Genomic DNA, 26,538 nt, shown 5'->3' with positions numbered 1-26,538 from the left:
GCAGCGCGGCAGGGGGATGGAGACGGCGCCGAAGCCTGACACCCGGCGATTCGGGTACGAATGGGGCCTTACTCCGGTGTGCGCCTGTGGGCAGCTCACCCAGTTCAGGTGGAACGATGGTGCCGCCGGCCAGCCTGTGAGGCGTCGGCGCTCGGCGGCCTACAGACCAGTCTCCGTCGGCCCCCGCCGCAAAACAAACGCGCACGATCGATCAACGGGATCCCCGGACCCGGACAACCACTGGTCAGCGCAGCATCTCCGGCTCAGGTCACCAGCTAGTCACCCTGGTCGTCCTGGAGCATGTGGCGGCGTTCCTGTTCCCGCTTGGAGTAGGCGGCTGCCCGGATCGCCTCGTCGCTCTCCAAGCCCGTTCCCAGCGCGCCGCCCACCGTGGCGACCGAAGCGACGAACCAGGACAGAGTCAAATATTCCGTTGCGTGAAGCGGAGTTCGTGTCGTGGAAGCGAAAACTTGGCCATTGAGGATGAACAGGGCCCACACCAGATTGATGACGATCAAACCCACGTAACAGACGACCACCCCGATACCCACGGTCACGACCGTCGAGGCGTTGTAGAGCGTCGCCCTGTGCCGCGCCTCCCGCGAGACCTCTGCTGATCGATGCCACAGCTGCGCGTCGACGATCAGCCAGCCGATCATGAGCGCGACGGACCCGACCGTGGCGATCACGAGGCGCGGCGTGCTCAGGGACTCGGCCAGGTTCCAGATGGTGGAGTTCACGGTGGCGACTGCCCCTGTGGCGAGTGCGGCGGCCAGGGCTTTCGACAGACCCGGCACCAACCGCCACGGCCGGTTGGCACGGACCATACCGACGAGTACCCACAGGGAACCGCGCAGCCCGCTGACGACATACCGAAGATCAGCAGTCTCCTCCTCCTCGACCGGGCCAGGATGAATGGGTGTGAGACGGCCGGCTAAGGGCCCCGAAAGCGACTGCGGAGGTCCTTCGGCCCCAGATGCCTGCCAGCCCGCCAGGCCAAGCACGGCTTCTTCCACGGCCCGCCGGGCCCTCGTCTGCAGCCGCAAGCCCCCCAGAGAGGGAAGAGACAGCAACGCCAAGCCGTGCTCATGACTCAGTTCCACGACGAGCCTGTGCCCGTGGGAGTCCAACGGAAGGTCGGTGAGGGCCACGACGATGTCCCAACTCTCCGCACGTCCGCGCTCCTTAATCCGGCGCATCAAGGTGGGCAGGTCCTCGGTCCCCGCGGTGAAGGGCTCACTGACCACCTCGACGTCGAACCGATGCCCCTGGCCCGACTTGTCGGCGAGCCGAGTGGGAAGTATCCGGGCCATACGCTGTGCGATCTCCGTGGGCGCGTCCGGATCCGCCAGGAGAGCCACGACCGTAACGTCCTGGGACGACACCCGCATGACTCCTTCTCGTCGGCTGCCACCGCGATGGCCCGTGCCCACAGGATGCCCCCGCGGTAACGTCGAAGCCGCGTGACACGCTGGCCCCTGCCAGCAGGCGCAGGCGGTAAGGTCAGATCTCCTCGCCCCCCCGTGCAGGGCCCGCTCCACCACCGAGCCACGGTTGCGTCCGAACGAAACGTCGACGTGTTCGACACCGCGGCGTTCGGTCTCGTCAGCAACGACCTCACCGGTCACCTCTACGTGGGGCGCTCCGCAACACAGTGTTCAGCCTGCTGTCGATCACCGCGCTTTCCCGGTGCTCGTGCACGAGGCGGATCGCCATGGCACCCGCACTGCCTGCCGAGGCCCCCCGTTTGACCGGGCAGCTCCTGACGTCGTCGGCGGCGAAGACCCCGGGAAGCGTGGTCTCCAGCGCGGGTCGGACGCCCTGGTTCGCCATGTGTCGACATAGACAGGAGTCGAACATCAAGGCGCTGCCGCCGATCCGGTCCGGCTGCGCGCCTGTTCTCGGCGATGACCCCGCACCAGGGCGGCGAGGCATGCGTGTGCGACATCTCCGCTGTGGGCGTCTCGCAGTCGACCGTCTCACTATCCGAAGAAGCTCGAGGAGGCCCGGCTAGCTCACCTCCGAGCGGCGCGGCACGCAGGTCTACTACCGGGTCGAGCCCTGGGGCACGGGCGCCATGGGATCCATGCTCGTGACCTGAGGCTGAGCCGCCGGGACGAATGCGCCACCGGGAGGCGAACCTCCACGTTCGCCGAAAGGCACCGGCAGCGGTCAGGCGAAGGCCCTAACCCTAACTGGTTCGGGGAATCCAGCCGGGGCCGATCGAGACTGGGCGCGAAGCGGTCACCTCGCGGCGGGGGCTCCAGAAGCTTCAGCCGAACAATCGTCCTCATAGGCAAAGGGTGAGGCCGAGGGGCACAGGTGAAGCACCCTCGAATGTCCCCCTGGGCGCAGCCGAACCGGGATTCTCCGGATGCTTGGCGTGAGCGGGGCCCGGTGACGGCGTCTGGCGCGCGGTTCCCGGCGCGATCAGGTAATCAGGAACGGTGGACAAGGACGCGACCGACCCCTTCGTGCATGTCCGGGGCGCCAGTGAGAACAACCTGCGGAACATCGATGTCGACGTTCCGCGGGACGCGATGGTCGCCTTCACCGGCGTCTCCGGTTCGGGCAAGTCCTCGCTCGCGTTCGGCACGCTCTACGCGGAGGCCCAGCGGCGCTACTTCGAGTCCGTAGCACCGTATGCCCGAAGGCTGCTGCAACAGGTCGGGGCACCGCACGTGCAGGAAATCACCGGACTGCCACCGGCCGTGGCCCTGCAACAGCGACGCGGGTCGCCCAGCTCACGCTCGACGGTCGGCACCCTCACCACGCTGTCCAATCTGCTGCGCATGCTGTACTCCCGCGCCGGCACCTATCCGCCCCGGGCCACCCGGCTCGAGGCCGAGGCGTTCTCACCCAACACATCGGCCGGCGCCTGCCCCGAGTGCCACGGACTGGGCGTCGTGCACGACGTCGCCGAGGACCTGCTCGTCCCGGACCCCTCGCTGAGCATCCGCGAGGGGGCGATCGCCGCCTGGCCGGGCGCCTGGCAGGGCGCCAACCTGCGCAGTGTCGTGAACGGTCTGGGGATCGATATCGACCGACCGTGGCGCAGGCTCAGGAAGAAGGACAGGGACTGGCTGCTGTACACGGACGAGCAGCCCTCCGTGTACATCGAGCCGGAGGAGGACCGCGTCGACTACGGCTACCAGGGCAAGTTCTGGAGCGCCCGCAAGCACGTCATGCACGTCCTCACCGACTCCAAGAGCGAGAAGATGCGCGAACGGGCGCTCCGGTTCGTCAGGAGTGTGCCCTGCCCCGAGTGTCACGGCAGCGGACTGCGGCCCGAACCGCTCGCCGTGACCTTCGCTGGACGTTCCATCGCCGAGATCAACGCGATGCCGCTCACCGAGGTCGTGGCACTGCTGCGGCCTGTCGCGGGGCGGTCAGCGGCCGATGCCACCACGTCGACCGCCCGGTCCGGGGAGACGACCGAGGCCGCAGTCCGGATCTGCGGCGATCTGGTCGCGCGGGTAGACGTCCTGCTCGACCTGGGTCTCGGCTATCTCAGCCTCGGGCGCCGCTCGACGACCCTGTCGCCCGGCGAGGCGCAGCGCCTGCGGATCGCCACCCAGCTGCGCTCGGGGTTGTTCGGCGTCGTCTACGTCCTCGACGAACCCTCCGCGGGCCTGCACCCGGCTGACGCAAAACCGCTGCTTGACGTGCTGGACCGCCTCAAGGCGGCGGGCAACTCGCTGTTCGTCGTGGAGCACGACATGGACGTCGTGCGACGGGCGGACTGGGTGGTCGACATCGGCCCCGGCGCGGGTGAGGGCGGCGGACGTGTGCTGTACAGCGGCCCGGTCGCCGGTCTTGAGCGGGTCGAGGAGTCGGCCACGAGCCAGTACCTGTTCGGGCGCGCCCAGCCGCTCGATCACCGCCCGCGCACACCGCACGGCTGGCTGCACCTGAGCGGCGTCTCCCGCCACAATCTGCACCACGTGTCCGTCGACGTACCGCTCTGCGTACTGACGGCGGTGACGGGCGTGTCCGGTTCCGGAAAGTCGACGCTGGTGACGCAGGTGCTCGCTGAAGTCGTCCGCGGCCACCTCGGACTCGTACCCGAGGAGCCCGACGAGGCGCAGCTCGAGGTCGACGTCCAGGACGCGTCGGGGGTCGAGTCGTTCGACCGGCTGGTCCGGGTCGACCAACGGCCCATCGGCCGAACTCCCCGGTCCAACCTGGCCACGTACACGGGGATGTTCGACGCCGTGCGCAAGCTGTACGCGGCGACGGACGAGGCCAAAGCGCGCGGCTACTCGGCCGGGCGGTTCTCCTTCAACGTGCCCGAAGGGCGGTGCGAGACCTGCCAGGGCGAAGGATTCGTCGCGGTGGAACTGCTGTTCCTGCCCGGCACCTACGCGCCGTGCCCGACCTGCCAGGGTGCCCGGTACAACGCCGAAACGCTGGAAGTCACCTACCGCGGCAAGAACATCGCGGACGTGCTGGAGCTTTCCGTCGACGCCGCCGCCAAGTTCCTGTCCGCCGTCCCGGCCGCCTCCCGCAGTCTGGAAACCTTACGCGAGGTGGGACTGGGATACCTGCGGCTGGGCCAGCCCGCGACGGAACTCAGCGGCGGTGAGGCGCAACGCATCAAACTGGCCACCGAACTCCAGCGAGCCGGCCGCGGGCACGCGCTCTACCTGCTCGACGAGCCCACGGCGGGGCTGCACCCCTCGGACATCGCCCTGCTCCTGCGACAACTGCACCGGCTCGTCGACGCAGGCAACACGGTCGTCCTCGTCGAGCACGACCTGGACACGATCGCCACCGCCGACTGGGTCATCGACCTCGGGCCGGGCGGCGGCGACGCGGGCGGGCACGTGGTTGCGGCGGGCCCGCCGGCCAAGGTCGCGAAGGCCCGCCGCAGCGCCACCGCGCCCTATCTCGCGGCCCGGCTCGCGCGCTCCTGACGGGCGGCCCCAGGGACCGGGCACCAGTCAGCCGCGTTCAGGGCGCACGGTCACGCGCGTCGCCATGCTGCGTTCAGCCTGTGGCGGATATCGCTCGCGAGCTGTCCCGTCCGGGCCCGTTCCGCGATGAGTCCGGCGACGTGGCGCATCTTGACGATCACTTGGGTGTGCCGGCAATCGATGGCTGCGCGATGTACGGACGGCGGTCGTAGGGAGGCGACCGCCCGGGCTGGCCGGCCCGTGGGGTGGGGAGAGGGCGGGCCCACCTCGCCTCCACCGTGCACCACGGGCTCTCACCGTCTGCGACCAGACCGCGGGGTCAGCCGGGGACGGGGTGGTGCGCCCGGGCGAACTGTTCCACGACGGCGGCGCAGAAGGCGGGCAGGTCGGCCGGGCTGCGGCTGGTGACCAACTGCCCGTCGACGACTACCTCCTGGTCGACGACCTCCGCTCCGGCGTTTCGCAGGTCGGTGCGGATGCTGGGCCAGGACGTCAGGCGGCGGCCGCGCACGGTGTCGGCTTCGGCCAGGGTCCACGGGCCGTGGCAGATCGATGCGACCGGTTTCCCGCTGGCCATGAAGTCCTTGACGAACTGCACCGCGTCGCGGTCCATGCGCAGCTGGTCGGGGTTCATGGTGCCGCCAGGCAGGAGCAGCGCGTGGTAGTCGCCGACTGAGGCATCGGCGACCAGGCGGTCCACGGGGAAGGTTCCGGCCGCGTCGAGGTCGAACTGGCGGGCCTGGATCTCGCCGGGGTGGAGCGAGACGATCTCGGTCTTCGCCCCTGCGCCCTGCAGCGCACCGCGCGGCTGGTCGAGTTCCACGCGCTCGACGCCGTCGGTGGCCAGAATTCCCACACTCATCCCCCGGAGTTCCTGTGTCATGGTATGGCTCCCTTGATGAGACGCTGGTTGTAGGCCGCGAGCGGTCGGGAGACTCGCAGGGCCTGTCCGCATCCCCGCCGTCCGGGTGAGGACGAGTTCGTTGGAGACGATCCGGGGCGGCTCGCCCTTCCCGGCCCGAGACGGGTCCGGCGACATGCAATGGGGCGCGACCGCTACAGCAGCCGGTCGAACACTGCGGTCACGCCCTCCCAGTGGCTGGTCTGCGGGTTCTTGAGATCCGGATACATGATTTTGAACGTCTCGGCGAGGGCGACGCTGAGACCGCCGATGATCTCGGGGTAGCGCTCTTCGGTCTCCTGGGTGGGTGCCCTGTCGAGGGGAGGGTGCGCGGCGAGCTGTTCCAGGATCGGCTTGAGCTCGACCTCCTCGTCGAGCCGCCGGAACCGGTGGACGCTCTCCTGGAGGCCCTTGGTGATCGGTAGGTCCCACGGTACGACGGTATCCCTGCCGTTGGCCTTGGCCGACGCCTGGCCGACTACCAAGAGGTCGTAGAGCTTCGCGTCGACGAAGTCGCCATACCGTTTCAGGTCGTTCTTGTCCACGTCGAGGCCTGCGGCGGCGCGAAAGAACCTCTCGAACTTCGACACACCCATCACAGTCATGCCTCTCGCCTCCTCACCGGGAACGGACGGCGTCCTTCGCTCCCGTCGGCGTCGCCCATCGGCTGTCACTGGTCGAGATTCGCAGAGCCCGCCTGCCGAGCGCCTCCGCACCCCAGGCCGAAAAAGAACACCCCCTCCTGCCCTGGCAGAGCAGCGTGAAATGCGTGGGCATCCGGCCGGCCATACTGCGTCCCTCCACAAGAAGCTGCCCGGCGCTGCAGCGCCTGAGAGCCGCTGACGATGGGCATCACCCGCCCGCCCCTCAACAAGCCGGCAACCCATCGGATCAGCCACCCACCCGACCATCACCCTCCGAGCGTCGCACAGGGGCTCCGGGGCCGCGGAGAAAACGCGGCGACCAGTGTCGCCCCTGACCAGGTCACGCTCATCTCGTGGAGCCGGGTGAGAGGCGCGCCGGCCGTGCCCCACGGTCCAACGACCTGGCAGCATGGCAGGTGGACGTCGCGACAGCTCGCCGCCGTCGAACGCTCTCGGACGCCGAGCGGTCCGACTGGAAAGGCGACGGCGGGAAAGCGAACGCGCCCACAGGCATGGTGCCCTGAGGCCCATCCGGCGCAGGTGTCCCCTTTGCCGTGGCGGAGGCCGTCTGCGCCTGTGCTCGGAGGTCTATGGAGCCAGCCGCATTTCCGCCCGCCGGGAGCAGGCAGAGTGCGGCCCACATCCGGAGCATGGAAGTGGCCTCTTCCGAGGCGGCGCGTCCTTGTAACCCTGGCCGAGCGGCTCACCCGGCGTGAGGCGGACGACCTCACGTCCGAACCGCCCGAGCCACTCAAGGAATTGCTGGTCTCTCCCACTCCGGAGGCCCAGCCCTCCGGACTCGACGAGTCCGAGGGCCTGGGCGAGCAGGCGGACAGGAGTGAGGGGATGCGCAAGGACCTTCGGTTCCGCAACCCCGGCGCGCGTCCGATGCACCCCTGACTCGGCATGAAATCGCCGGAGGATCACATGAAACAATCGCCAGTTCCCTCAGGCGGCGCACCCGTGGACGTCGAAGGCGGGGCGCAGCGGCCGTTCTCCGAGCACGCGGCCATGGCCAGGGCGTATCCCGGCGGCAGGATGACCGTGGGCGCCATCACGCCCCTGGAGGGTTTCGACGGGCCCGTGCCGTCCCTGGCCGGGCACATCGAGCGGATCCAGCAGGCCGAGCGGGCCGGCTTCGCCTCGGTGTGGGTCCGTGACGTGCCGCTGCTGGACCCGAGCTTCGGGGATGCCGGGCAGGTCTTCGACCCATGGGTGTACCTGGGACAGCTCACCGCCCGCACCACCTCGATCACCCTGGGGACCGCCAGCATCGTCATGCCGCTGCGGCATCCATTGCACACCGCCAAGGCCGCCGCCTCGGTGGACCAGCTGTCAGGCGGACGGCTCCTGCTCGGGGTGGCCACCGGCGACCGGCCCGTGGAGTTTCCGGCCTTCGGTCAGGACCTGGGCGGCCGGGCCGAGAGGTTCCGGCAGTCGCTGGAGTACTTCCGTGTCGTCCTCGAGCATCGTTTCCCGCAGGTGGAGTCGCCGCTCGGCCAGATGCGCGGCACCGATCTGCTGCCCAAGCCGGTGTACCGGCGGATCCCCGTACTGATGACGGGACACGGCAGGCAGGACGTCCGGTGGATCGCCGGCAATACGGACGGCTGGCTTTACTACACCCCGCCGCTCCAGCAGCAGGCCGAGAACATCGAGCGGTGGCGGGAGCTGACCCGCAGCGACGGCGGTGGGTTCAAGCCGTACGCCCAGGCCACCTATCTGGACCTGGTCGAGGACCCGCTGGCCCTGCCCCGGCGCATCCACCAGGGCTTCTCGGTGGGCCGGGTGTCGTTCCTCGCGATGATGCGGGCCTGGCAGGACATCGGCATCGACCAGCTGATGATCAACTTCAAGCACAGCCGCCGTCCGGTCGCCGAAGTGATTGACGAACTGGCCGAGCACGTGCTGCCGCACTTCCCGCCCGGGCGCTCCCGGGCGCGCGGCGAGCCCCTGCGGTCCGCGGGACGGACCGGGCCCTGACGGAGTGCGACCTCCGGCGCCCCTGTGGCAGGGCCGGTTCACTCCAGGCCGGCCCCGGACGGCCGCTCCTGGGCGTAGTCACACGTGCCCTGCGCCTGAAACTGCAGGGCGGCCCTGGTCACCTCCGCGCCGAGGCCGCGCAACTGGTCCGCGACCGCCTGGTCGGTGAGGCGTCCGTCGCCATCGAAGACCCGGGAGGACCGCGGGACCGCGAACACCAGCGGCACCGCCCAGCCGCGCAGCGACCGAACGATGAACTCCATCGCATTGATCGCCTGCAGGCCCTGCACTCCACCGGCGGTCGCCAGCATCCCCACGGGTGTGTTGCTCAGGTAGGGCGGTTCGCGGTCGGCCAGGAGAGCGAGCCAGTCCACCGCGTTCTTGAACGCGCCGCTGACCGACCCGTGGTATGTCGGGCTGCTCCACAGCAGGGCGTCGGCGGCCTGCACGGTGTCCGCAAACCGGCGAGCGGACGGTGGGATCCCTTGCTCGGAGGTGTAGAACGGAAGATCCAGCCGCTTGAGGTCGATCACCTGGGTTTCGGCGCCCGCCTCGGCCGCCCCCTCGACCGCCACACACAGCGCGGTGAGGCTGGTCGACGGGGTGCGCAGCGACCCCCCCATTCCGACGACGAGCGGGGGGCGCGCCATCCTGTCCACTCCTTCAGAGTATCTCCAGGGGCGTGGGCCCGCTGGGCGGCGGGAACGCCTTGTCGAGGGCGTCGAGTGCCTCGGTGGGGAGGTGGAGGTCCACCGCGCCGCGGTTCTCCCGAACGTGGTCGGGTGATCCGGAACGCGGGATCACGGCCGCCCCCTGTGCCAGCACCCAGGCGAGTGCCACCTGGGCCGGCGTGGCTCCGAGGGCCCGAGCCACGGCACCCAGAGCCTCGGCCTGCAGCAGCCGCCCCTGCTCGATCGGGGAGTAGGCCATGACTGACACTCCGGCCTCGCGGCACCAAGGGAGCAGATCCCACTCGACGCCGCGCCGGGAGAGGTTGTACAGCACCTGGTCGACGGCCCCCGCGTCGCCGCCGGGGAGGGTGGTCAGCTCGACCATGTCGGCGACGTCCAGATTGCTCACACCCCAGTAACGGATCTTCCCCGCCTCCATCAGGTCGGAGAATCCAGCAAGGGTCTCCTCGAGCGGCCACCGTCCTCGCCAGTGCAGCAGGTAGAGGTCCAGCCGTTCCGCCCGGAGCCGCCGCAGACTTGCCTCGCAGGCAGCGACGGTGCCCTTCCGGTCGGCGTGGCCGGGCAGCACCTTGCTGACGAGGAAGACCTCCTCCCGGCGTCCCCGCAGGGCCTCCCCGACGAGGTCTTCGGCTGCGCCGCCGCCGTACATCTCCGCCGTGTCGACGACGGTCATGCCCAGGTCCACGCCCAGCCGCAGCGCGGCGATCTCCTGTTCACGCCGGGCGGGATCCTCCCCCAGGTACCAGGTGCCCTGCCCGAGCGCCGCGATCTCCTCACCGGAGGGGAGCGCGATCGTTCTGGCCAACTCCGCAGACATCTCGAGCCTCCCGTCTGCCGCGGATCCGTGTCACGCGCGCCCATAACGAGTACCCAGGTTCCGCGCCTCCCGGACAACCGGTGTCGCATGCGCCGCAGGGAGGTCAGGAGGAGCGAGCGGACTGCGCCGACAGCGTGCCCGGACCGGGTGCGCGGTCGCGCAACGCGGCGGCGGCGACCGACACAACAGCGCCACAGGAGAGAACCGCCGCGAAGCCGATCATCGCGGTCTGCACGGCGAAATGCCGCAGGGCGATGCTGAACAGGACGGAGGGCAGGCCCATTCCCAGGTACGCGACGACGAAGAACACGGCGAGGACCCCCGCGCGTGAGGCGGGCTGGGCCACTGAAACGGCACGTTCGACGCCTCCCTTGAACAGCAGCCCGGAGCCGGCTCCAGACAGGGACACGGCGACCAGGTAGAGCCAGAGCGCCGGGTGGTAGAGGGCGACGGCGCACAGGACCAGGCCGACCGGGAATACCACTGCCCCCACGGTCAGGACCCGGGGCAGTGGGCGGCGGCCCAGCACCAACTGGGCGGCCGCCGCCGAACCGAACATGAGGAAGGCCGCCAAGCCGACCACGAGGTGCGAGTCGGTGTGCAGGGTGCCATGAAGCACGCTCGCCCCGAGGGAGGAGATCAGGCCGAGGATCGCGAAGGCGAAGGCGCCCAGCGCGCCGGCCGCGCCGAACGTCCGCCCGCCACCGGGGCGCAGGACGAACCTGCTGGGCGGTTCGGCCGCGGGCAGTTCCAGGTCCACGGTCTCGGGGGTGGACAGCACCAGCGCCAAGCACACTGCCATGGCGAGCGTGAAGATCGCCTGGGCGGTGATCAGGGGAGCGGGAAGCCACTCGGCGGCGGCTCCGGCGACCAGGGGCCCTGAGGCCAGGCCGCCGAGGTTGGCGGCGGTGGCCACGATCCCGGGCAGCACCGAACCCGTCCGTTCCGGACGGGCCGCGTGGTGGAGATCGTGCAGGTACGTCGTCGCGGTCGAGGCCATCAGCCCCAGTCCGACACCGTTCAGTATCCTGCCCGCGATCAGCCCCGGCAGGTCCCGCCAGGCGATCAGTACAACCGACGCGACGATGCCGACCAGCAACGCCGGGACGATGACGCGCCGTCGGCCGAGCCGGTCCGACAGGTGCCCCAGTCCGAGGAAGGCGACCGCTGCGCCCACGACCATCGACGCGTACGCCACCGTGACCGTGGTCGCGCCGAAGTGGTCCCGGGCCTCGTACAGCGGCCACAGCGGGGTCGGCGCGGTACCGAAGGCCATTAGCACGGCGAAGGCCACCGCCACGAACCAAAAGCCGGTCGTGTGCGAGGCACGGCGCCGGGCGGGGGCGCGGGGCGGCAGGTCGGCGGGAGCGGGTCCTGGGATCGAACGGGTCGGGTCGTCGGGAGCGTCGGCTGTGGGACGGCTCAGCGGCGTCGGAACGGCGGGCAGGGGTACCCCTCCTCGGACGGAAGTGGAATGACAGCTTCCATCCTCCTCACCAGCCAGGATCAGTGCCAACGAATGTTTTTGCTGGGCTCAAGCAATGCGAGTGATACTTCTCGTGTGGAGCTACGTCAGCTGGAGCATTTCATCGGGGTCGCCGAGGAGCTGAGTTTCACGCGTGCCGCCCGACGGCTGCACGTGGTGCAGTCCGGGGTGTCCGCCGCGATCCGCTCCCTGGAGCGCGAGCTCGGCTCCGCGCTGTTCGAACGCACGTCGCAGCAGGTCCGGCTCACCGGAGCGGGCGCAGCGCTGCTGCCACAGGCTCGGGCCACCCTGCACGCCGCTCAGGCGGCCCAGGACGCCGTGCGCGACGCACAGGACACGTTGCGCGGCACGGTGAATGTGGGCGCCATGGCCTCGGTCGAGGTGGTGGACCTGCCTGCGCTCCTCGGACAGTTGCACGCACGGCATCCGGCGATCGACGTCCGGCTGCGGCTGGCGACGTCCGGATCGGCGGGACTGGCGCACGCACTGCTCGGCGGGGACCTGGACGTGGCCTTCCTGTCGCTGCCCGAGCACAAACCCGCCGGGATCGACGCACGGGAACTGGCCACGGTGCCGCTCGTCCTGGCGGTGAGCGCCGCCCATCCGCTCGCGCAGCGGGGCGACGTGGCACTCGCGGACCTCGCGGGAGAGCCCTTCGTGGACTTCCCGCCGGGCTACGGCAACCGCGAGGTGGTCGACCAGGCTTTCGCGGTGGCGGGCATCGTACGCCGGTTGCACTGGAAGTGCCCGACATCGACATGGGGGCGGCACTGGTCCGGCACGGTCTGGGCATCGCCTTCCTGCCCGCGGTCGCCGTTGTCCGCACCCCCGGCCTGCACGTCCTGGAGGTCGACGGCGCCATGCTCCGCTGGAGCATGCATCTCGGCACCTCGTCGACCCGGCGGCCCAGTTCGGCCCTGCGGGCGCTGCTCGACCTGGTCGACCTCCACATCATCGCCCTGTGACGCCCGAGCCGCGGCTCGGGCGTCACAGGGCGATGATGTCCGGCTCCCTGCGCTCGCTCGGCCGCGGTATCCGGCGCGGCACCCGCTGACGCTCAGGCTGCCGTCGCCCACGGGCGGCGTCGGACACCTTCTCTGCCCCTTCAAGGCTGGGCCACTCACCCACTGCAGCTCTGTAGCAGCGCAGCCCGCCCACCTGCTGCTGACACCGATCGCACGAGAGTTCTGGTGGGGCATCAGCTGGGGCTGCCCAGCACGATCTCCCACACTCGGGTCGCCACCTGGAGGTTCAGCCGGTCCTCGACGTTCGCGAGGTCGTTGCCGCTGATGTCGCGGATGCGCTGGAGTCGATAGCGCAGTGTGCTGCGGTGGATCGCGAGGGATTCCGCGGTTTCGTCGTAATTGCCGCCGCAGTCGAAGTAGCGGGACAGGGTTTCCACCATGGCCGTGTGGTGCCGGGAGTCGTAGTCGATGAGCTGCCCGAGACACTCGTGGACGTACGTCTCCAGTTCCCGGTAATCGTTGCCAGGTCCCAGGATGCGGTAGAGGCCGAGCTCGTCGAAGAAGGTCGTGCCGTAGCGCTCGCGGGAGTGGCGGCGCACTTCCAGGGCCCGCTGCGCCTCCTGGTAGTGGTGGGGGATGTCGGTCAGCGAGTCGCAAGGGGCGCTCACCCCGATCGTCCCGGACCGTGTCCCGGTCTTCCGGGCGAGCGCCTCGTACAACGCGTGGGCATGCGGCCTGTCGTCGGCGACCAGGACCACGTGGTCGGAACGTCGGGTCAGCAGCGAGCGCATGCCCACGGCAGCGGCCGCCCGCCCCACGGTCTGCGCGAAGGAATCGTCCGCGGTCCTGTTCGGCCACTGCACCACGACGATGTAATGGCTGCGGTGCAGGTCGTGTCCCACTGCCTCGGACCGGGCGTAGGCGCTCGCCTCGTCCGTCCCTGCCAGGAGGTCGTCGACGAGCTCGCGGTGCAGCCTCAGCTCCACTTCGGCCAGATCGCGCAGGTGCGTCAGTTCCGGGGCGAGCGACGCGGCGGCGTGTTCCAGCGCGAGCAGGGTGTGCTCGTCGGCCTCGCCCTGGACATCGACGAGGGCCAGCACGCCCAGGATCTCGCCGCGCGGGCGGATCAGGGTGATCAGCCGGTCCTTTATCCGCACCGGCCCGGCTTGACAGGCGACGGCGTGCAGCATTTCGTCGTGGCGCACGGGGTCCGGTTCGGGATAGGGGTCGGGGCGGCTGGGGCCGGTCCAGGACCTCAACCGACCAAAGCGGTCCTCGACCAGCGCGGGAAGTCCCGTGAGCCTGTGCAGTGCACGGGTGATGGCCTCCTCGCTGCAGCTCGAGGCGGCGACGTCGGCCATGAGCGCGTGAACGGCTCGCTGGTACCCCAGCTCGGCCACGGCACCGATCAGCTGCCCCTGGAGGGCTGTGCGTTCGTCTCTCAGTCGCTGCAGTTCCAGCGCGTCCTCGCGTCGGTGGCGGTGTGCGAACGCGACTGACAGTGCAGCAGCGGTATGCCGGACGAGTGTCGCGAGCAGGGATCGTTCGGCCTCGGTGGGCCGGGAGCGGGAAGTCACCACGAGGTAGCCGTGGAGTCCTTCAAGTCCGCGCAGCCCCAGGGCCCGGCCCCAGAGGCTGCCGGGTACGGTCACAGGGCCGTCCTGCCCGGCCAGCTGCCGCACCCTCCGACCCACGGCCGAGGCATGCTTCTGCCCGTTCCTCGGGCTGGGGACCATGTCGCCGCCCACCTTGAGGTATCCGGCCTCGGCGCGGTATGGCCCTGCGGCGACTATGTGGTCCATGGCCAGCCGCAGGATCTCGTCTCCGTCCGGGGTGTCGAACAGGGCGCGGGAGAGCACCATCAGGTCGCCGGGGTCATGGTCGGCTGGGGCGCGAGCGGGTGGGTGTGGCTGTCCACGGGCAACCGTGAAGTGCCACCGGGCGCTGCTCCGCCGAAGGCTGCCCGCCCGGTCGGGGCAGTGGTAGTACGGGCTGTGCGTCCGGCTGCCGGCCATGGGTTTACTCCGTTCTCCCTGAGGCTTCAGGGAGGCGAGTGGTAATGCGGGTACCCTCGCCGGGCACGACTTATCCGATATTTTCGGCTTTTTCTCTCGTACTCGTGGGGTGACCGGACTCGCGCATTCCTGACTCGCCAGGCGCAGGCGTGGAGCCACCCCGTTCGTCACCCTGGGGAGTACTCGAGATCCTGCAACCGCCGGGGCCGCGGGGTCAAAACCCAAACGCTCCGCGGCGTCGCAGTTGTAGCCCGCATCCAGCGGCTGCGCACCGGACTGCCTCACCTACGCATCCACCGGCCAGGTGCTCGACCTGCGCAACCGCATGAGCCTGTTCGAAGCCGCACCGCGCGGCCGCGGCACGAGGAGTGGAACACCCCTTATGGACACGAACCGTCTCACCCAGAAGTCCCAGGAAGCCCTCCAGGAGGCCCAGACAGCGGCCGTCGGCATGGGGCACACCGAGGTCGACGGGGAACACCTGCTGCTCGCACTTCTTGATCAGGAGGACGGTCTGATCCCGCGGTTGCTGCAGCAGGCCGGCACCGAACCGAAGGAACTGCGCTCGGCAGTGAGCGAGGAACTCTCCCGCCGCCCGAAGGTCACCGGCCCTGGCGCGGCACCCGGCCAGGTCTTCGTCACCCAGCGCCTCAGCCGCCTGCTCGACGCCGCCGAACGGGAGGCCAAGCGCCTCAAAGACGAGTATGTGTCGGTGGAGCACCTCCTGCTCGCCTTGGCCGACGAGAGCTCCTCGACCGCCGCTGGGCGACTGCTCACACAGGCCGGCATCACCAGGGACTCGTTCCTGAGCGCGCTCACCCAGGTCCGCGGCAACCAACGCGTCACCTCCGCCAACCCTGAGGTGGCCTACGAGGCTCTGGAGAAGTACGGCCGCGACCTCGTCCTCGAGGCTCGATCCGGGCGGCTGGACCCAGTCATCGGCCGTGACGCGGAGATCCGCCGCGTCACCCAGATCCTCAGCCGCAAGACCAAGAACAACCCCGTCCTCATCGGCGACCCCGGCGTTGGCAAGACCGCCATTGTTGAGGGCCTGGCCCAGCGCATCGTGCGCGGCGACGTTCCCGAGGGTCTGCGCGACAAGACGGTGTTCGCTCTCGACATGGGCTCCCTGGTCGCCGGTGCCAAGTACCGCGGCGAATTCGAGGAACGCCTCAAGGCCGTGCTGTCCGAGGTGAAGGCCGCCCAGGGGCGCATTCTGCTCTTCGTCGACGAACTCCACACCGTGGTAGGAGCGGGCGCCACCGAAGGGGCCATGGACGCGGGCAACATGCTCAAGCCGATGCTCGCCCGCGGCGAACTTCACATGATCGGCGCCACCACCCTCGACGAGTACCGCAAACACATCGAGAAGGACGCCGCCCTCGAACGCCGCTTCCAACAGGTCCTGGTCGACGAGCCGAGCGTGGAAGACACCATCTCCATCCTGCGCGGACTGCGCGAACGCCTGGAGGTCTTCCACGGCGTGAAGATCCAGGACACCGCGCTGGTCTCCGCGGCCACCCTCAGCCACCGATACATCACCGACCGGTTCCTGCCCGACAAGGCCATCGACCTCGTCGACGAGGCGTGCGCCCGGCTGCGTACCGAGATCGACTCGATGCCCGCCGAACTCGACGAAATCACCCGACGCGTCACCCGTCTGGAGATCGAGGAGGCAGCCCTGTCCAAGGAGACCGACCCGTCCAGCAAAACCCGCCTGGAGGAGCTGCGCAGGGAACTGGCCGACCTGCGCGGCGAGGCCGACGCCAAACACGCCCAGTGGGAGGCCGAACGACAGGCGATCCGCCGCGTGCAGGAACTGCGCCAAGAACTGGAGCAGGTCCGCCACGAGGCGGAGGAGGCCGAACGCGCCTACGACCTCAACCGGGCCGCCGAACTGCGCTACGGCCGCCTTCAGGATCTGGAGCGCCGGCTCGCAGCAGAGGAGGAGCAACTAGCCGCAAAACAAGGACAGAACCGGCTACTGCGGGAGGTCGTCACCGAGGAGGAGATCGCCGAGATCGTCGCCGCGTGGACCGGCATCCCGGTCGCCCGTCTCCAGGAGGGCGAACGCGAAAAATTGCTGCGCCTCGACGAGATCCTGCGCGAGCGGGTCATCGGCCAGGACGAGGCCGTCAAGCTCGTCGCCGACGCCGTCATCCGCGCCCGCTCCGGCATCCGAGACCCGCGCCGCCCTATCGGTTCCTTCATCTTCCTCGGCCCCACCGGCGTCGGGAAGACCGAGCTGGCCAAGACCCTCGCGGCAGCCCTGTTCGACTCCGAGGAGAACATGGTCCGTCTCGACATGAGTGAGTACCAAGAGCGGCACACCGTCAGCCGGCTCATGGGCGCACCGCCCGGATACGTCGGCTACGAGGAAGGCGGCCAACTCACCGAGGCCGTACGCCGCAAGCCGTACTCGGTCGTGCTGTTCGACGAGATCGAGAAGGCGCACACCGATGTGTTCAACACCCTGCTGCAGATCCTCGATGACGGCCGTATCACCGACGCTCAAGGCCGCACCGTCGACTTCCGCAACACCGTGATCATCATGACGTCCAACATCGGCTCCGAGCACCTCCTCGACGGCGCCACCGCCGAAGGTGAGATCAAGCCCGGCGCGCGCACCCTGGTGATGGCCGAGCTACGCGGGCACTTCCGCCCGGAGTTCCTCAACCGCGTCGACGACATCGTCCTGTTCAAACCGCTCGGCGAGCCGCAGATCGAGCGGATCGTGGACCTGCAATTCGACGAACTGCGCCGCCGACTCGCCGAACGACGCATCACCATCGAACTCACCGACGCAGCCCGGGAAGTGATCGCCCACCAGGGCTACGACCCGGTGTACGGGGCCCGGCCACTGCGCCGCTACATCTCCCACGAGGTCGAGACACTGGTCGGACGCGCCCTGCTGCGCGGCGACGTCCAGGACGGCGCGACGGTCCGCGTCGACGCCGAACACGGAGAGCTGATGGTCACCTACGACCAGCCCGAGGACGTGAAGGGAGCGCAGGCGGCATGAGCACGATGCAGGCGACAACCGTGAGTTGTCCCAACTGCGGGCGTACCAACCGGGTGCCCGTGGCCGCGGAGGGCCACCCCAAGTGCGGCCACTGCAAGCAGCCCCTACCGTGGATGGTGGATGCGGGCGACGACGACTTCACCGAGGTCGCCGAGCGGGCCGACATCCCCGTCGTGCTCGACCTGTGGGCCACCTGGTGCGGCCCCTGCCGCATGGTCAGCCCCGCGCTGGAGAAGGTCGCCGCCGATCTCGCCGGCCGAATAAAACTCGTCAAGGTCGACGTCGACCAGAACCCGCGGCTGTCGCAGCGTTTCAAGGTCCAGGCGGTACCTACACTGCTCGTCCTCGACCAGGGCGAGACGGTCGCCCGGCAGGCAGGGGCGGCGCCCGCCCCCGCTCTACGCCAATGGGTGGAACAATCGATCACGGCCCGAGAAGGGTGATCCGGATGACCCTGCACGCAGACCCCCACCTCGCGCTTGTCCGGCCGGTCCAGCCGCTGACCCCACAAGGGTGTCAGGAGTGTCTGCTGCTCGGCTCCCCGTGGGTCCACCTGAGGCTCTGCCTGACCTGCGGGCACGTCGGCTGCTGTGACTCCTCGCCGAACAAGCACGCGCGCATGCACGCCGCTGCCGACGGCCATCCGATCGTGCAGTCGTTCCAGCCCGACGAGGATTGGCGCTGGTGCTACGTCCACGAAGCGTTCGTCTGATGTCCGGCGACCAACCGCTGCCGAGCGGAAAACCGGAGCTGGAGCAAGTGGACGACGCCGTCTTCGGGGAGACCCCGGACACCTGCGGCGCGTACCCGCGCCTTACGGAGGACCAGACAGCACGTCTGGCGGAGCACGGGCAACGCCGGAGCATGGCTCCGAACGACGTGCTGATCCAGGAGGGAGAGCGCTGCGAGACATTCGTCGTCGTCCTCAGCGGTACCGTCGCCGTCGTCGAGGACTACGGCACTCCCGAGGAGCGCGTGCTGCGCGTACACGGCCCCGGTCGCTTCATCGGCGAACTCGGGCTGCTGCACGGACAGGTAGCCTTCTACACCGCTGTCGCCAGGGAGCCGGGCGAGGTCCTCGTCGTCTCCCTGGACCAATTGCGCCACCTGGTGTCCCAGGACTCCTCCATCGGGGACGTCGTGCTTCGCGCCTGTCTGGGCCGTCGCACGCTGCTCGTCGGACAGGGCGCCGGCTTCCGCATCATCGGCTCGCGCTACTCGCCCGACACCCGGCGGCTGCGCGAGTTCACCCTCCGCAACCGGCTGCCGCACCGCTGGATCGACCTGGAGACCGACGAGGAGGCCGAGGAGTTGCTGCGCCGCTTCGGCGTCGGCCCGGAGGAGACACCGCTCGTCATCTGGCGGGACACCACCCTGTTGCGCAACCCAAGCAACGCTGAACTGGCCAGGCTCATCGGCCTGCCGTCACTGCCCGCCAAAAGCCGTCACGGCGACGTCCTCATCGTCGGCTCCGGACCCGCGGGCCTCGCTGCCGCGGTGTACGCCGCCTCCGAGGGTCTGAGCACCACCGTGGTGGAGGCGCTGGCCACCGGCGGCCAGGCCGGCACGTCGTCCCGCATCGAGAATCTGCTGGGCTTCCCCGCCGGCATCTCCGGCGCCGAACTGACCGAACGCGCCGTGCTCCAGGCCGACAAGTTCGGCGCCAGGATCAGCATTCCGGTGGAAGCGACCGGTCTCCACCCCAAGGACGAGGACCACTACGTGGTGGCGTTCGCCGACGGCAGCCAGATCGCCGCCCGCGCCGTCGTCCTGGCCACGGGTGCCCGCTACCGCCGACTCCAGGTGCCCGGTATCGAACGGCTGGAGGGAACGAGCGTCCACTACTCGGCGACTGCCTACGAGGCCAAGCAGTGCCGCACCGACCCGGTGGCCGTCGTCGGCGGAGGCAACTCGGCAGGCCAGGCGGTGCTGTTCCTCGCCGGGTACGCGCCGAAGGTGCACCTGCTGGTCCGAGGACCGAGCCTTGAGGCCAGCATGTCCCGCTACCTGATCGACCAGGTCGAACGCCATCCGCGGGTGGAGATCATGCTGCACACCGAGGTCACCGAGGTCATCGGCCAGGAGGTGCTGGAGGAGCTCGACGTGATCGACAACCGCACGGGCGGACACCACCGGCTTGCGGTACGGGCCCTGTTCGTCTTCACCGGCGCCGACCCCCACACCGAGTGGCTCGCCGGCACCACCGCCCTCGACTCCCGCGGCTTCGTCCTCACCGGCCCGGAGGCCCAGGAAGCCAGCGCCTACCCCGAGGCGTGGCAAAGCCGCGGGCGCTCCTGCATGACCCTGGAGACCAGCCTGCCCGGGGTCTTCGCGGTAGGGGACGTCCGTAGCGGCTCGGTGAAGCGGGTGGCGTCCGCGGCCGGTGAGGGCGCGATGAGCATCCACTTCGTGCACCGCTACCTGGGCCGCACGGCCACGCACGGCGGCACCGACAGCTCACCGCACGCCCGTCCGAAGGAGTCGGCTTGGCTCGCATGACGCCCAGGAGGGGGACCTGACGCACTTGATGGAGCCAGTCCCGGTCCGCGAGCGCTGTGAGGATGCGCGGGTAGCCCACCGACAGCACCAAAGGCTACTGCTCCCGGGACATGGACGAGAAGTGGGACGTCACGCTTCGCCGAGGGGAACGTCGTGTTCTTGCAGCGAAGCTGGACGGGCCATGGGTTCGTCGAGGCCACCTTTGCTCCGGTCGATGACGGTGGCTGGCAGGTTGCCCAGGCCGGGGTGGAACGTGATCAGGACCGCTATCGGGGCAAGGACGACGCGTAACGACTGCCTGATGCTGGAGCTGGTGCTCAGCGCGATCGTGCTCGGCGAGCCAGCGCAGGAACTCCGCTCGAAACTTGTGGAGTTGACCCGAAAGGCGGCGGGTGCTGCAGACGTTCCCGCTGGGATTGTGCAGAACAGCGCCTTGGGCCTGCGCTCGGGCTCGTAGTTCCCGCCCGCCGGTCAGGTGGGCTGGATGACGGAGGCTGATGGCGCTCTTTGAATCGCCTCAGGTGCCGCTCTCCAGGCAGGAGCGGCTTACCTCTAGGGTCTGACCACGGGAAACGCCCAAGATCACGGAAGGCAGGTTCACACCTGCAGTACCCCCGGCGCACTGATCGTCCCGACCTGCATGATGTCCTCCATCTGCCCGTTACCGCGGTCGCGGAACCGCTGGGCGGCGAACTGAACCAGCGACAGATGGGCCACCAGCACGATGCCCTCGTCGGCGCTGGGCAGGTCGACGCGACTGCCTCGTGTCCGCGGGACTGCAGCTCGGGCACCACACGCTGCCAGTACCAGACCGCGCCGCCAGCCCCAGGAATCAAGACGAACTTGCTCATCTCTCGCACTCCTCGCTTCGCGCGCAAAGCATGGAGACGGTCGGGAACGCCGAGAGTCCTCGGTGACGACGTGCCGACATGAAGCGTGGCGTGGACAGCACCACTCTCGACGCGTGGGGCCTTCCCTTGTGTTCAGCGCGGCGCGGTCTCGTGGCCGGTTTCACGATGCTGGCGGGTGCCTCGCGCGGCACGGCACAGGGCCCCGTTTGCCGTGCGCGGCCTCTCTCCTCGTCGGGCCGCGCACGGCATGCCTAGCCGGCCTAGGCTCGCTGGCGGCGCGCGGATCATAGTCGAAGGACGACCAGGGCGACGTCGTCGCAGGCCCCGCTGCTGACGCCGAGGTGCGCGAGGAGGGCGTCGGCGAGGGGTTCGGGATGGTGGCGGGTATGGAGGGCGAGCGTGTCGGTGAGGCGTTGGAGGCTGACGTCGATGTCCTCTCCGCGGCGTTCGATGAGGCCGTCGGTGTAGAGCACGAAGGTGTCGCCGGGGGTGTAGGGCAGGTCGGCCTGGGGGCGGGGAACGTGTTCGGGGCGGGCCCCCAGCGGAGGGTCGGTTGCCTGGTCAAGGAGGTGGCAAGTGCCGTCTTGGTGGAGCAGGACGGGGGGCGGGTGGCCGGCGCTGCTGTAGGTGATGCGACGATCGTGGGTGTCGACAAAGGCCTGGGCAACGGTGGTGGCCAGCGCGCCCTCGACGTCGCGCGCGTACAGGCCAAGGCAGTCCAGGGCCTTCGCGGGTCCTTCGACGGCGCGGACGGACGCGGACAACGCGCTGCGGAGCATGCCCATGACGGCGGCGGCTTCCAGGCCGTGACCGACGACGTCGCCGACCGCGACGGCGAATCTGCTCTCGGACAGGTCGACCACCTCGTACCAGTCGCCACACACGTTCAGTGACCCGGCGGCGGGCAAGTAGCGCACCGCGATGTCCCGGTGCCGGGCCAAATGAGGCGAGTGGAGCATGGCCTCCTGCAAAGTGAGTGCAACCCGGCGCTCCCTGGCGTGGGCCTGGCGCAGTTCCTCGTTCAGCAGCTGGAGCTCGCGCGCACGGGCATAGTGTTCGACCTCCAACGCCTCCAGGGCGCTTAGCGCCCCGCCTTCTCGCGGCCGGGGATGGGAGAGGATGAACGCGGTCACGTCCTCCCCCCGGTGGATGATCCACGCCACCTGCCCGTCCGGCCCGAGCACCGGAGTGTTGACCGCGGACCACCACCGCTCTTCGAACACGCCGGGCTGATCGGTCACGGGAATGTCGTATTTCTGCGGCGCCATCGTGTCCGGCTCCCTCGAGCACAGCACCCGGTGCAGGGAGGCGTGCAAATTCGCCGCCCCTTCAGCGTCCGGGTCCGCCCGATTGTCTGGGAAGGCATCGAAAAGGTATCGCCCGAGAAGATCCTTCCGAGCATAGCCCGTCACCCGGCACGCCGCCTCGTTCACATCAGCGATCACCAGGTCCGGGCCCAGCACCATGTACGGGTTCGGGGCAACCGCAAACAGCGCCCTGTAGTCGATCCCCGGCCTCGCCACTCCCTGCGGCCGCGCATCCTTCCCAGGGCTGTTTTCGTCCCTCACCCCTACGTTCTACGCCCGATCACCGCCGGCGCGCGAGCGGCGACCACCGATGCTCCCGCCACCAGCGGGTGATTTCCCGGAGCCGGCGGCTCCAGGCATGTGGAGGTTTCGGTGGAGTTTCGGCTGGTCACTGTCCCCCTGTGATCATCATCCCTGATGGGCAAGATCATTGCCCATCCGTCGACCTCGACCTACCCGTCGACATCGCCGTGCCGCGCCGCAACCACCTTGATCAGCTGCTGCACTTGCAACGCCAGCCCGACGGGCTGAGAAGGGCGAACCGCGGCCGCGACACGGCGAGGCCGCGCACGCCGCCGGAAGCCGGGCGGCCGACCGTACGGGACGACGACGGTGCCGGAATAGAAGCGCTCGCGTCCTCGATGGTGAAGCCACTGAACAGGGGGCGGGGCGTACGGTCCGGGCGGCGCGGCCACTGAGCCGGCCACCGGACGGCTGCCACGCCAGAAGCATCCAGCCGAGCGCCGCGTGCAACGGCACACGACCGCGGACCTTCGGGCGACGCACGGCCCAGATCGCCACAATCCAGGCCACGACAGGGACTAGGCCCGTCCACGACCAGACGGCGATCGACTTGAACGCTTCCACACACGGCACGCCGCACAGCCACGGCCAGAGGGTTCTCGCACACCGTCCAGTTCACCCGACCGGCCCCACATCAGGCCGTGGAGTCACCGGAGCCCATCGGCCCCATCGCTGACCCGGGCGCCGAGCTGGAGGGGTATCGGGTATCCGGTATCGGGTATGCGGACACGCAGGCGACTGCAGTCGGGGACAGGGTTCGGGAAAGCCATGCTGTCTCACGTGCTCGAGAACGATGTGCTGATTTTGAAAGTGGAGGACGAGCCAGACGGGGAACAGGACCTGGCGTCCCTGGTCAGGTTCATGCTCATGCTCCTGCTCCTGCGATCTGCATTCTCCAAGGGTGAGGCGAGCGACGTGGTGATCAAGACGGTCATGGAAGCGCACCGCGAATGCAGGGAGTTGGACGTTCTGATGTCGGTTGTCACAGCCCGCGCTCGGGCCCGCCGGGTGCTGCGGGCTCATGCCACCGCCCATGGCAGGGCTCTGGTTGTCCACGCCCGGGCTGATACCGCCATTGCCACGGCCGCCGTCGGTATGGGCTGACCGCAGGCGCTATTTGGTCCCGGAAATCGGCGTCGCGGACAGCGGACGTGCTGGTCGCCGGGATTGTGGTGACGCCGCTGCCTCGGCGGCTGCTGGGACGGGTGGTCGGCACGCCTGTACGGATGTGGCGGGTACTTGTGCTTCTCCGGGGTACTTGCGGGCGGTGGTGCGTCGGCCAGGGCTCGCCAGGGTTCTGTCTTCGATGCGGTGGGAGCGGGAAATGCGTCTTCGTGAGTCGGTTCGGGGAGTTGCGTCGCGGTGCTCTGCCGAGGTACTCAACGGCCGCTACCGTCTGGACGGTCTTCTGGGGTCGGGAGGCGCCGCGGACGTTTACCGTGGATTCGATCTGCGGCTGAAGCGGTCCGTGGCGGTCAAGGTTTTCAGGCCCGATACGGGCTTCGACGTCGAGGAGAACTCCCACGGTGAGGCGGTGATCCTGGCCCGGCTGCATCATCCGGGACTGGTGGCCGCCTATGACGCCGGGCGGCACCAGGAGCGTGCCTTCCTGGTCATGCAGCTGATCGAAGGCACGACGCTCAAACATCGCATCGCCAAAGGCCCGCTGGCCTTTGGGGAAACGGCCGTCCTGGGCTTGCACCTGGCTCGCGCGCTGGCGCACGCCCACGAAGCGAACATCGTCCACCGTGACGTCAAACCGTCCAACATCCTTCTCGATGCCGCTCAGCACCCCTACCTGACCGACTTCGGCATCTCCCGGCTGCTGGACACCACCACCCGCACCGCCACCGGCACACTCACCGGCACCGCCGCCTACCTCTCACCCGAGCAAGTCCTTGGACAGCCCATCGGCCTCCCAGCCGACATCTACGCCCTGGGCCTTGTCCTCCTCGAATGCCTCACCGGCCGGCTCGAGTACGACGGTGCTCCCCTGGAAGCTGCGATCGCCCGGCTCCACCGCAAGCCCGCGATACCCGATCACGTTCCTCCACGGCTGGCCGACATCGTGCGGGCCATGACCGCCCTGGACGGGAGCGACCGTCCCACGGCCGACGACTGCGCCCACGCACTGACATCGGCAGCTGAAACGGAGCCTCAACCCGGGCCATTCGTAGAGGGCGTGAGTCATGCTCCAGACCTTGGACGAGCTTCAAGAGTAAGTGACCGCACGCACCGCAAACCGCTGCACGACGGGGAGCAGACGTCGCCGCGCCCCGCGGCCGCGAGGCGTCGCTCCCTGGCCGTCGTTGCCAGCGCCGCACTGGCGGCCGCCACGGTCGTCGCTTTGGTGATTTCCGACAACTCTGCATCGCACAGCGGTGATCCAAGCAGCACCCAGAGCACCAGCGTTCCCACCTCAACGGCGAACAAGGACACGACAGCCTCTGCGGAGAAGAGCCCGACCGCCCGCCCCAGCGACGGCACGCGCACCGACGTTGAGCCGGAGCGAAAGGCCCGTCCGGCCGCTGAGGGGCCGGACCATGCAGCAGACAGCCATACAGGCCCGGCCACGACGGCGCACCCGACACCGAGCCCCGCAGGTCTGCCCGGTGCAACAGCTCACGACCGTCAAAAGACCGGGACGCCACCGCTCCCGCCTGGCCAGGCAAAGAAGAAGGTAAAAGGGCGAGGCGGTCGTGGTGAACCTGCCCTTCCTGTTCCAGGACGACAGTGAGTCCATCACCTGAAACGAGGTAGCCTGACCGCCCGCGACGGCAGCCGGTCACCACCCCGGGCGCTCCACATGATCCCGCCTCCGAAATGCCGGAGGCGGAACTCCGCCATAGGGCGAGTGACAGGTCCCGCCGGTCAGTACGCAGTTCGGGCCCACGGCGGGTGCCTGGTCGGCTCCGGTGAGAAGGACTTCGGCGCGGGTGTCGCAGCCGTTCTTGTCGGCATCCGTCCAGTGCTCGAACTTGGAGCGCTCGTAGCCTGCCCGGCTCTCGTCCTACACGACCAGGCCCTGCAGGGCACCCCGCACGGGAAGGGTGAGCGTGTCACCCGGAGCATGCCGGAGGAGGTGCCCGGCGGGTACGGCGTGGGCGGTGGTGGGAACGAGCAGCGCGGCGAATGAGCAGAGTGCGGCGGCAGCGGCACGGGAGTCGCGGGTGAAGCGCACGAAAGGCTTCCTCTCGAAGACCACGAACTGTCCGTGATCTTCGTAGCGGCCGGCACTGGCACTGGATGAACATGGCCTTCACCTCGCCGAAGCCGGTGCCGATCCACGTCCGCCGCAGCTACCGCGATCTGATCCACACCGCGTACGAGAACGTCGCCATCGTCCCCGCCGAACCCCTTCCCGACCAGATGAAGGACGGGCAGTTCGAGATCAGCGGCCTCGTCAGGACCGGCGCCGACGAACGCGAACGCGGCACCCGCCGCGCCGCCCCCCTGCGCATCGACGCCAGCCGCGGAGACTGGAGCGACATCGAAGCACTGTGGCTCGCCGGCGACCTGCGTGACGACGACTTCGAGGACCGCTTCATCGACGACATCATCGTCGCCGACATCGGAGAGGGCACCGACGGCTGGGAATTCTCCGGCAGGACCTACTCCGTCGAACTCAGATGACACGCACCCAGCACGACCGTCTGGCAGGAGAACACCATCGGATCGGAATCGCCAAGGAGACGCCCATACGGGCAATGACACGCAGCGGCGGAGTTACCACTGGTCATCGCGCTGGCGCCTAGGCCGTGCACGCCCGCCTCTGCACGGCCGCGCTCCTCAAGACTGCAGGCGCTCGTCCGGATGAGGTGCGGTACCTCATCCGGACGATAGAAGGCGGCGCCGTGGAGGGAACCTCCGAGGAAGCCGCCGCGAACCCGGCTCCCGTCGGCGCCGCCTCGGGCACCTGGGCGGAATCCGGCGACCAGCCGCAGGTCAGGGTGATTCGGCACCCTGGCGAGCGTTGATGAGCTCACGTCTCCCCGATCTCCCGTAGCGTCAAGACGGGTAAGAAGCGGAGTCAACCCGGCGCCAACCTCCGACGAATACACGACCTGGCTGTAACTGCACCGACTGGACGCCCGACTGAAGCCCGGCGTCGCAACCGGTGATCGCGACCTGGAGAGC

General features: G+C 69.1%; 23 protein-coding genes and 3 pseudogenes. 15 read left to right on the top strand and 11 right to left on the bottom strand.

Annotated features, from left to right (window positions below; translation table 11 throughout):
- Positions 1-275: 275 nt before the first annotated feature.
- Positions 276-1,391: a hypothetical protein gene (locus ACFVTC_RS34160; protein WP_390132345.1), complete on the bottom strand. Its 1,116-nt coding sequence runs from the start codon at positions 1,389-1,391 to the stop codon at positions 276-278.
- Between the two features lie 226 nt (positions 1,392-1,617).
- Positions 1,618-1,806 (bottom strand): annotated as a pseudogene (locus tag ACFVTC_RS34155) (hypothetical protein); the annotation flags it as partial.
- Positions 1,807-1,866: 60 nt separating this feature from the next.
- On the opposite strand from ACFVTC_RS34155, the pseudogene ACFVTC_RS34150 reads away from it, so the two are divergent.
- Positions 1,867-2,101, top strand: a pseudogene (locus ACFVTC_RS34150) (ArsR/SmtB family transcription factor); the annotation flags it as partial.
- A 346-nt stretch (positions 2,102-2,447) separates the two neighbouring features.
- Positions 2,448-4,916 (top strand): excinuclease ABC subunit UvrA, encoded by a 2,469-nt coding sequence (gene uvrA / locus ACFVTC_RS34145; RefSeq protein WP_390132344.1) that lies wholly within the window; start codon positions 2,448-2,450, stop codon positions 4,914-4,916.
- A 319-nt stretch (positions 4,917-5,235) separates the two neighbouring features.
- Here the strand turns inward: uvrA and ACFVTC_RS34140 are convergent, their stop codons facing one another.
- Together ACFVTC_RS34140 and ACFVTC_RS34135 are read right to left on the bottom strand one after the other, a co-directional pair.
- A complete protein-coding gene (locus ACFVTC_RS34140) occupies positions 5,236-5,799 on the bottom strand; it encodes a type 1 glutamine amidotransferase domain-containing protein (protein WP_390132343.1) in 564 nt (187 codons plus the stop codon).
- 173 nt (positions 5,800-5,972) lie between these two features.
- On the bottom strand, positions 5,973-6,422 hold the full coding sequence (locus ACFVTC_RS34135; RefSeq protein WP_390132342.1) for a DUF1931 family protein: 450 nt from the start codon (positions 6,420-6,422) through the stop codon (positions 5,973-5,975).
- Between the two features lie 798 nt (positions 6,423-7,220).
- On the opposite strand from ACFVTC_RS34135, the gene ACFVTC_RS34130 reads away from it, so the two are divergent.
- Both ACFVTC_RS34130 and ACFVTC_RS34125 read left to right on the top strand, forming a co-directional pair.
- Positions 7,221-7,361, top strand: a complete 141-nt coding sequence (locus ACFVTC_RS34130) for a hypothetical protein (protein WP_390132341.1) — start codon at positions 7,221-7,223, stop codon at positions 7,359-7,361.
- A 63-nt stretch (positions 7,362-7,424) separates the two neighbouring features.
- Positions 7,425-8,444: an LLM class oxidoreductase gene (locus ACFVTC_RS34125; RefSeq protein WP_390132340.1), complete on the top strand. Its 1,020-nt coding sequence runs from the start codon at positions 7,425-7,427 to the stop codon at positions 8,442-8,444.
- Positions 8,445-8,482: 38 nt separating this feature from the next.
- On the opposite strand, the gene ACFVTC_RS34120 is transcribed toward ACFVTC_RS34125, so the two are convergent.
- The 3 genes from ACFVTC_RS34120 to ACFVTC_RS34110 all read right to left on the bottom strand — a co-directional run bounded on the left by ACFVTC_RS34120 (position 8,483) and on the right by ACFVTC_RS34110 (position 11,247).
- Entirely contained in the window at positions 8,483-9,094 is a 612-nt protein-coding gene (locus tag ACFVTC_RS34120; protein ID WP_390132339.1) for an NADPH-dependent FMN reductase, read from the bottom strand.
- A 13-nt stretch (positions 9,095-9,107) separates the two neighbouring features.
- Positions 9,108-9,953 (bottom strand): aldo/keto reductase, encoded by an 846-nt coding sequence (locus ACFVTC_RS34115; protein ID WP_390132338.1) that lies wholly within the window; start codon positions 9,951-9,953, stop codon positions 9,108-9,110.
- Between the two features lie 103 nt (positions 9,954-10,056).
- Positions 10,057-11,247 (bottom strand): MFS transporter, encoded by a 1,191-nt coding sequence (locus tag ACFVTC_RS34110; RefSeq protein WP_390132337.1) that lies wholly within the window; start codon positions 11,245-11,247, stop codon positions 10,057-10,059.
- A gap of 180 nt (positions 11,248-11,427) precedes the next feature.
- Here ACFVTC_RS34110 and ACFVTC_RS34105 point away from each other — a divergent pair.
- Positions 11,428-12,404, top strand: a pseudogene (locus ACFVTC_RS34105) (LysR family transcriptional regulator).
- 233 nt (positions 12,405-12,637) lie between these two features.
- Here ACFVTC_RS34105 and ACFVTC_RS34100 read toward each other — a convergent pair.
- On the bottom strand, positions 12,638-14,419 hold the full coding sequence (locus ACFVTC_RS34100) for a PucR family transcriptional regulator (RefSeq protein ID WP_390132336.1): 1,782 nt from the start codon (positions 14,417-14,419) through the stop codon (positions 12,638-12,640).
- A 382-nt stretch (positions 14,420-14,801) separates the two neighbouring features.
- Between ACFVTC_RS34100 and clpB the strand changes: the two genes are divergently transcribed.
- The 6 genes from clpB to ACFVTC_RS34070 all read left to right on the top strand — a co-directional run bounded on the left by clpB (position 14,802) and on the right by ACFVTC_RS34070 (position 20,397).
- Positions 14,802-17,441, top strand: coding sequence for an ATP-dependent chaperone ClpB (gene clpB, locus ACFVTC_RS34095; protein ID WP_390132335.1), 2,640 nt, complete (start codon positions 14,802-14,804; stop codon positions 17,439-17,441).
- A complete protein-coding gene (gene trxA, locus ACFVTC_RS34090; protein ID WP_390132334.1) occupies positions 17,438-17,884 on the top strand; it encodes a thioredoxin in 447 nt (148 codons plus the stop codon). Before clpB ends, trxA begins: the two co-directional genes overlap by 4 nt.
- Before the next feature lie 5 nt (positions 17,885-17,889).
- Entirely contained in the window at positions 17,890-18,153 is a 264-nt protein-coding gene (locus ACFVTC_RS34085) for a UBP-type zinc finger domain-containing protein (protein WP_390132333.1), read from the top strand.
- Positions 18,153-19,940 carry an FAD-dependent oxidoreductase gene (locus ACFVTC_RS34080; protein ID WP_390132332.1) on the top strand — a complete coding sequence of 596 codons (1,788 nt, stop codon included), beginning with the start codon at positions 18,153-18,155 and terminating at the stop codon, positions 19,938-19,940. Before ACFVTC_RS34085 ends, ACFVTC_RS34080 begins: the two co-directional genes overlap by 1 nt.
- Positions 19,941-20,093: 153 nt before the next feature.
- A complete protein-coding gene (locus tag ACFVTC_RS34075; protein ID WP_390132331.1) occupies positions 20,094-20,231 on the top strand; it encodes a hypothetical protein in 138 nt (45 codons plus the stop codon).
- Positions 20,232-20,241: 10 nt separating this feature from the next.
- A complete protein-coding gene (locus ACFVTC_RS34070; RefSeq protein WP_390132330.1) occupies positions 20,242-20,397 on the top strand; it encodes a hypothetical protein in 156 nt (51 codons plus the stop codon).
- Between the two features lie 140 nt (positions 20,398-20,537).
- Here ACFVTC_RS34070 and ACFVTC_RS34065 read toward each other — a convergent pair whose 3' ends face one another.
- Both ACFVTC_RS34065 and ACFVTC_RS34060 read right to left on the bottom strand, forming a co-directional pair.
- A complete protein-coding gene (locus ACFVTC_RS34065; RefSeq protein ID WP_390132329.1) occupies positions 20,538-20,663 on the bottom strand; it encodes a hypothetical protein in 126 nt (41 codons plus the stop codon).
- A gap of 412 nt (positions 20,664-21,075) precedes the next feature.
- Positions 21,076-22,314, bottom strand: coding sequence for a PP2C family protein-serine/threonine phosphatase (locus ACFVTC_RS34060; RefSeq protein ID WP_390132360.1), 1,239 nt, complete (start codon positions 22,312-22,314; stop codon positions 21,076-21,078).
- Positions 22,315-22,499: 185 nt separating this feature from the next.
- Here ACFVTC_RS34060 and ACFVTC_RS34055 point away from each other — a divergent pair, with 185 nt between their 5' ends.
- From ACFVTC_RS34055 to ACFVTC_RS34045, 3 genes are all read left to right on the top strand, one after another.
- Positions 22,500-22,796 (top strand): hypothetical protein, encoded by a 297-nt coding sequence (locus tag ACFVTC_RS34055; RefSeq protein WP_390132328.1) that lies wholly within the window; start codon positions 22,500-22,502, stop codon positions 22,794-22,796.
- 385 nt (positions 22,797-23,181) lie between these two features.
- Positions 23,182-23,505: a hypothetical protein gene (locus tag ACFVTC_RS34050; RefSeq protein ID WP_390132327.1), complete on the top strand. Its 324-nt coding sequence runs from the start codon at positions 23,182-23,184 to the stop codon at positions 23,503-23,505.
- A gap of 202 nt (positions 23,506-23,707) precedes the next feature.
- The gene (locus tag ACFVTC_RS34045; RefSeq protein ID WP_390132326.1) at positions 23,708-25,138 is read left to right on the top strand and encodes a protein kinase; all 1,431 of its coding nucleotides are present in this window, start codon (positions 23,708-23,710) and stop codon (positions 25,136-25,138) included.
- Positions 25,139-25,411: 273 nt separating this feature from the next.
- On the opposite strand, the gene ACFVTC_RS34040 is transcribed toward ACFVTC_RS34045, so the two are convergent.
- Positions 25,412-25,582, bottom strand: coding sequence for a hypothetical protein (locus ACFVTC_RS34040; RefSeq protein ID WP_390132324.1), 171 nt, complete (start codon positions 25,580-25,582; stop codon positions 25,412-25,414).
- 65 nt (positions 25,583-25,647) lie between these two features.
- On the opposite strand from ACFVTC_RS34040, the gene ACFVTC_RS34035 reads away from it, so the two are divergent.
- Positions 25,648-26,034: a hypothetical protein gene (locus tag ACFVTC_RS34035; protein ID WP_390132322.1), complete on the top strand. Its 387-nt coding sequence runs from the start codon at positions 25,648-25,650 to the stop codon at positions 26,032-26,034.
- Positions 26,035-26,538: the final 504 nt, after the last annotated feature.

This window comes from Streptomyces sp. NPDC057950 (assembly GCF_042887295.1).
Taxonomy (GTDB): Bacteria; Actinomycetota; Actinomycetes; order Streptomycetales; family Streptomycetaceae; genus Streptomyces; species Streptomyces kaempferi.
This window is presented reverse-complemented; position numbering and strand designations above follow the sequence as displayed.